This is a genomic window from Pseudaeromonas pectinilytica (assembly GCF_054780855.1).
The window spans coordinates 1-6,694 of record NZ_BAAGVN010000283.1 but is presented as its reverse complement, the minus strand read 5'-3'; the positions used below and the strand labels follow the sequence as shown (position 1 = coordinate 6,694).

General features: G+C 52.3%; 5 protein-coding genes. 2 read left to right on the top strand and 3 right to left on the bottom strand.

Translation table 11 applies throughout. The annotated features are described in order from the left end of the window. Window positions 1-147: 147 nt before the first annotated feature. From ACYVG7_RS11455 to ACYVG7_RS11445, 3 genes are all read right to left on the bottom strand, one after another. Complete coding sequence (locus tag ACYVG7_RS11455) at window positions 148-1,530, bottom strand: hypothetical protein (protein ID WP_460883242.1); 1,383 nt, start codon at window positions 1,528-1,530, stop codon at window positions 148-150. Next, a complete protein-coding gene (locus ACYVG7_RS11450) occupies window positions 1,527-2,003 on the bottom strand; it encodes a hypothetical protein (RefSeq protein ID WP_460883241.1) in 477 nt (158 codons plus the stop codon). Before ACYVG7_RS11450 ends, ACYVG7_RS11455 begins: the two co-directional genes overlap by 4 nt. Window positions 2,004-2,166: 163 nt before the next feature. Continuing rightward, window positions 2,167-2,823: a hypothetical protein gene (locus tag ACYVG7_RS11445; RefSeq protein WP_460883240.1), complete on the bottom strand. Its 657-nt coding sequence runs from the start codon at window positions 2,821-2,823 to the stop codon at window positions 2,167-2,169. Window positions 2,824-3,236: 413 nt separating this feature from the next. Here ACYVG7_RS11445 and ACYVG7_RS11440 point away from each other — a divergent pair, with 413 nt between their 5' ends. Together ACYVG7_RS11440 and ACYVG7_RS11435 are read left to right on the top strand one after the other, a co-directional pair. After that, window positions 3,237-5,684, top strand: a complete 2,448-nt coding sequence (locus tag ACYVG7_RS11440; protein ID WP_460883239.1) for a type I restriction-modification system subunit M — start codon at window positions 3,237-3,239, stop codon at window positions 5,682-5,684. After that, a complete protein-coding gene (locus tag ACYVG7_RS11435) occupies window positions 5,684-6,628 on the top strand; it encodes a restriction endonuclease subunit S (protein ID WP_460883238.1) in 945 nt (314 codons plus the stop codon). The genes ACYVG7_RS11440 and ACYVG7_RS11435 overlap by 1 nt, the downstream gene beginning before the upstream one ends. Window positions 6,629-6,694 lie beyond the last annotated feature (66 nt).

The following is a 6,694-nucleotide window of genomic DNA, read 5'->3' as shown; positions in this document are numbered from 1 at the left end:
ATGTTAGGAGGTCACATGGAAGATCAGATCCTGGAAAACGGGAATGGTTCCGTTCAGGGCGCTACTTGTGTATAAGAGTCAGGAGTGCCCCGCAACATTTTGCTACGAATAACAGTATTATATCGCGCTAAAATAGGCCGTTAAAAATCATGTTGGCAATGATTCGGCGCGAACAATCAGGTCATCCATATTCAAGTTCAGTTGCTCGATTCGGATTATCTCTTGTTCTGTAATACCATCCCACAATTGCACATGCCGCTCATATAGCGCCCATCTGAACGCATGGAAGCCATTCCATACCAAGCCCATCCATGATGCATAGTTCAGATTAAGCAGGTTCTGTGTTACGTAGATCTTCCCAGCATTCACTGCACTTGAGGTGCCATAAGCCATTGCCAAGATCATGCGGAATCGAGGGTGCATTTTTGTCGGCATTGTTTGCATGGCTGCTTCACAAAACGGCAGACCGTAGACATTCATCTGTTTGGCAATGAAGAAAACACGCAGCAGTATCTCCATGATCATCATTGGTATGCTTGTCACCACAAACTGGCGGAAGTCATATCCGTTGACGTACATGTACTCGACTTGTTTGCCGAAATTTGAGTCTCCTATGGGGATACCTTCAAGCATCCGTAGCAGCCCCATAAACGGCGCTGGCAGGCCCATGCCTCGATTGCCATTGGCCGATGGTGCATTCACATCAGAGCATAAATGCCCAATCATGCGGCCTATCAATTCAAAGATGGTGCCATCAGGAGAGGGAACGGTAGATGGGTAGCTGACGATAACGCCGTCATGAACAACGGTGCACGTCCCACGTAACATATCCAGGACACCAAAGATGACGCCAAGAATCGGATCATGGGCCAGAGAACGCAGGCGGTGATTGACCGGATTGATCACTTTCCCATAAGCGTCCACAAGTTTGCTTGTGACTGACGTATCTGGTGCCCCGATTTTGTATTTCTCGCTGAGGAGTTTGCTCAGTTCGGGGGGAAGTGCTTTGTTGAAAGCATTTTGGACCCAACGATTGAAAATTCCATCAACTTTTTCTGTCCATTTGGTTGTTGGTTTTGGTGGTGCCTTAACACATAGCAGATCAATCATCGCAGCGATTAATCCGCAGCTGCCACCAATGGCATAGTCCCAACCATCCAGATTGTACTCACGATTGAAAGCTTCAACATGCTGGTTTATTCGCCTGCTGGTGGCCAGTAGGTCATCCTCGTTAAGGATGTGCCCAAAGGTTGTTTCACCCTTAAAGCGGGTGTTTGCTTCACGATAGATATCTGATAGCGAATGCTGAGGCAGAGGTGAGATCTGTGTCTGGGGGCGTTTTGCTTGTTTTTCTATCTCTAGAGCAAGCTCTGTCTTATCGATAGGATTTTTTGCTACAAGGGCGGCCAGCTGGTTTTTGATGTCATCGAGATCGCTTCTTATGACACCATGCTGGTGTGCAATATTATCGCCACGCTCTTGAAGCAACCGTATCGCATCGAGTTCCTTTTGATACGGTTGCTTTTTCATGCGGGTTTCTTCTTGGCTAGCAAATCAATGGTCGCGCGAATTGTTGCCAATTCATCACGGAAGTGTTCGGCATTTTTTAGCAGATGTTCTTGCACGTGGTATAGCTTCTGTATTGCAGTAGCTAAAGCAGCAGACAACTTCGCATTCTTGCGTTTTTTTGCCAGTGCGTAACCGCCAATACCCAAGAGGACAATCGGCGCAGCAAGGACCCCGATCCCTGCTACCATTCCTCCACCAACCAGACCTCCTGCAGTTGCCAGTCCAGAGGTAATTCCTGCACCAGAAAGACCGGTAACGCCAAGACCATATAGTGCACCAAAGGCAGCGGTTGCTCCCACACCAGAACCAACTGCGCTAGCAACGCCTTCGGTGATGCCGGGATAGTCGTTATCGAGCGTATCGAGAATTTCTTGTACTTCTTTTTGTGCGCTTTTTTTCATTGCAATGATTTGGTCGTCACTCATTGTGCTCATGTTGTTATTCCTTGTTTGATAAACAGTTCCCTTGCTTCGTGCCTATTGGCGGTGTTTCTTTGTCTACTGACCTGCCCAATCTTTAGCACAGCGGTACTTTGACCATGTTCGTAGTTAGGGTTGGGTTGTCACAGTGAGCACTGAATTGAGAGTATTCGGTTAATCAATCCACCACCTCAACCACGGGATAGCACGCATCGCCCCAGAGGGTTTCTGGGTGCTCCATCATCAAAGAAATGATCTGGGGAATTAATTTGTGCAGCAGGCCGACGCAGTCATGCAGTTGCTTGCGGTTGACCTGACTATTCCAGGTGGCGCCACCATGAATCAGTTGATTGCGCAGGGTATAGAGGCGGTTGAAGATGACGCCAAGCAGCATGGGCGTATTCCCGCTGGAGAGAGCCTGACTGGCCATTTTCTTGCCAGTGGCTAGCTGGTTCTTCCACTCCTGCTCTGTGATGCGTTGGCTGTGGTAATCCCAGAACCCTTGCAACACATACGGCGTATCCAGTAGTACCCGGATGCTGCCCGAGAACTCCTGCCAGACCAGCTTGTCGATGGCCATTTGTTCATCAAGAAGACAGAGCTTCTCCAAAAAGTTGCGGAACGTAGTCTGCTCACAAAGACGAATGGCGGGGTCTATTTCACAGGCATACGCGGCATTGAAGGCAATCCAGAGGAAAATGAACTGGCCATCCTCATCTTCGGCCATTTCGGCACGCTGCAGCCAGCTCAGTGCTCGATGGACGCGGAGTGACAGATTGGTCGGCGATAAGTCACGCAGTTGGCGATGTCTGTTTTTCAGCTGTGAGTAATTCAACGGCAACGCTCCTTGTTATCAAGCTCCGAGTGATGAGCTCACAGCTGACTGAGTTCGTACTCGAGGGATGTGACCAGACTATTCGATTTCTCGTCAACGCACCTGATTGAGCCTCACATTTCTTTTTTCTGCAACCCGGATCTGCTCGAATATACGACATGTGGATACGTTCAGTGTCGAAGCTAACCCATTGAATGCGTATGCTCTCTTCTTATTGAGGGGCGTTTGGTCTGTAAATCGTACGTTTGGTTTGGCCTCATCTGGTCGAGGTGATCAGACGCATGGCTCTGCCTCGCTCATGGGGATAAACTGCTGCCTCATCTGTTTTCATTATTTATCGTGTCATCTAGCGCGTCGGCGGCGTTATCGCCAGCCAGAGCGCGCGATCTTAGCGGTTACGGGACGAACATTTCATGGCGATCAAGAAAAACGAACTCTACTCCTCCCTGTGGGCCAGTTGCGATGAACTGCGTGGCGGCATGGACGCCTCCCAGTACAAGGACTATGTGCTCACCCTGCTGTTTGTGAAGTACGTTTCCGACAAGGCCAAGGGCAACCCCTACGCCATGATAGAGGTGCCGCAAGGGGCCAGCTTTGACGACATGGTGGCGCTCAAGGGCGACAAGAATATCGGCGAGGCGATCAACCTCACCATATCAGCACTGGCCGGAGCCAATGATCTCAAGGGCGTCATCGACATCGCCGACTTCAACGATGAGGACAAGCTGGGCAAGGGCAAGGAGATGATCGACCGCCTGACCAAGCTGATCGGCATCTTCGAGGGGCTGGATCTCTCCGCCAACCGCACCGAGGGCGATGATCTGCTAGGCGATGCCTACGAATACCTGATGCGCCACTTCGCCACCGAATCGGGCAAGTCCAAGGGGCAGTTCTATACCCCGGCCGAGGTGTCGCGCATTCTGGCCAAGGTGATCGGCATCAGCCGCCAGACGCCGCAAGATGCCACCGTCTACGACCCCACCTGCGGTTCCGGCTCCTTGCTGCTCAAGGCCAGTGACGAGGCGGGCCCCAAGGGGCTAACCATCTACGGTCAGGAGATGGATAACGCCACCAGCGCCCTGGCGCGCATGAACATGATCCTGCACGACAACCCGACCGCCAAGATCTGGAAGGGCAATACCCTGGCCGCGCCCCAGTGGAAGGAGGGCAACAACCAGCTCAAGAGCTTCGACTTTGCCGTGGCCAACCCGCCCTTTTCCAACAAGAACTGGACCAGCGGTCTGGATGCCGAGCACGATGAGTTTGGCCGCTTTGTCTGGGGCGTACCGCCGGAGAAAAATGGCGATTACGCCTTCTTGCTGCACATCATCAAGAGCCTCAACAGCCGCGGCAAGGGGGCGGTGATCCTGCCCCACGGCGTGCTGTTTCGTGGCAATGCCGAGGCGCGCATCCGCGAGAATCTGCTCAAACAAGGCTTTATCAAGGGCATTATCGGCCTGCCTGCCAACCTCTTCTACGGCACCGGTATTCCGGCCTGCATCATCGTCATCGACAAAGAGACGGCGCACCAGCGCGCCATCCAGGCCAACGGGTATAGCAGCCAGAGCCTGTTTATGATCGATGCCAGTAAAGGCTTTATCAAAGATGGCAACAAGAACCGGCTACGCGAGCAGGACATCCACAAGATCGTCGATACCTTTACCCGCGAGCAGCTGATCCCCCGTTACAGCCGCGCCGTGCCGCTCTCCGAGATCGCCGCCAACGACTACAACCTGAATATTCCGCGCTATATCGATGCCAGCGAGGCCGAAGATCTGCACGATCTGGCCGCCCACCTTAAAGGCGGCATTCCCAATCGGGATATCGATGCACTGGGCGCTTACTGGCAGGTGTTTCCGACCCTGCGGGCCGATCTGTTTGCTCCGGCCCATGCGGGTTATAGCCATGCTCTGGTGGAGGCCGCCAAGGTCAAGGGCGCCATACTGGCGCACCCCGAGTTTGTCCGTTTTGCCTCTGCTTCACTCGAACCCTTCTCACGCTGGTTTACCGAGTGCAATCTGGCGGAGATAAAGCCGGGTGAATCGCCCAAGGCATTGATCGAGGAGATCAGCGAATCGCTGCTCGCCGCCTATGCACCGCTGCCGCTCATCGATAACTACGATATCTACCAACTGTTGCTGGACTACTGGCATGCCGTGATGCAAGACGATGTCTATGTGCTCTGCCAGGATGGCTGGGTGGCGGGCAAGGTGCTGCGCGAGCTTAAAGTCGACAAGGGCGAGAAGCTTAAAGAGACGCCGGATCTGGTGCTAGGCAAGAGCAAATACAAGGCCGAGCTACTGCCACCGGCGCTGCTGGTGGCCCGCTTCTTTGCCAACGAGCAGGCCAACATCGACGCCCTGCAGGCCGCCGCGGATGAGGCAAGTCAACATCTGGAAAGCTATCTGGAAGAGCAAGGCGGCGAGGAGGGGCTGCTGAGTGACGCGGCCAACGATGCGGGCAAGATCAACGCCGCCAGCCTGAAGGCGCGGCTCAAGCAGGCCAGCGATGCCGACGAAAAATCGGCGCTAAAAACCGCCATCAAGCGGTTCGAAGCCGAAAGCAGTGCCAAAAAGGCGGTAAAAGAAGCGCAAGAGGCGCTGGATCGGGCTGTGGTTGCCCGTTACCCCAAGCTGACAGAGGGTGAGATCAAGCAACTGCTGGTGGAGGATAAGTGGCGTGCCAGCTTGCAGGCCGCCATCGAGGCGGAGATTGAGCGCATTACCCAGCAGCTGGCCAACCGCGTCAAGGAGTTGGAGGAGCGCTACAGCGCCACCCTGCCGCAACTGACCCAGCAGGTCATTGATCTGGAAGCCAAGGTGGCCGCGCATCTCAAAAGCATGGGGCTGGAGTGGGCATAATGGCAGAACCGATGATGCAAGAGGCAGCAGGCAAGACTATTCCGGCAGGCTATAAGCAGACCGAAGTGGGGGTTATTCCGGAGGATTGGGAGCAAGTAGCACTAGGCGATATCGCGGAAGTCCGTATGTGCAAACGGATTTTTTCTGATCAAACAACTGAATTAGGTGAAATTCCATTCTTCAAAATTGGAACTTTTGGTGGACAGCCTGATGCTTACATTTCAATTTCCAGATATAACGAATTTAAATCAAAATACTCGTTCCCGGAAAAAGGTGATGTCCTGATTTCTGCAGCAGGAACTTTAGGTAAAACGGTTGTTTATGACGGAGAACCTGCATATTTCCAAGATTCAAATATTGTTTGGCTGGAGATTAATAAAAATAAAATCATTAATGAATACTTGCATCATTATTATAAGGTTATTAGCTGGGCATCTCCTGAAGGCAGTACAATATCGCGATTGTACAATGGTATTATCCGTGCAACGGTAATTAATCTACCTTCTTTGCCCGAACAAACCGCCATTGCCAATGTGTTGTCGGATAGCGATGCGCTGATCGATGCGCTGGAGCAGCTGATCGCCAAGAAACAGGCCATCAAGAGTGCCACCATGCAGCAACTGCTGACCGGCCGCACCCGCCTGCCCGCCTTCGCCCTGCGCCCCGATGGCACCCCCAAAGGCTATAAACCCAGCGAACTGGGAGAAATCCCAGAGGATTGGGAGATCTATTTAATCGATGATTATACGGTAAAGGTTGGAAGTGGAAAAACGCCAACTGGCGGTGCATCTGTATACGTGGATAGTGGCCGACCATTTGTTCGAAGCCAGAATGTTGGGTGGGGAAAACTCGATTTATCCGATGTTGCATATATAACAGAGATGGTTCATTCGACTTTTCTCGGTTCAGAAATAAAAGATGGTGATGTCAGGGCGAGATCGTGAACGTTTTATAACCAATATCAAGTCTTGATTGACGTAAATCTCCACCTGTGATCATATGCTTCCTTT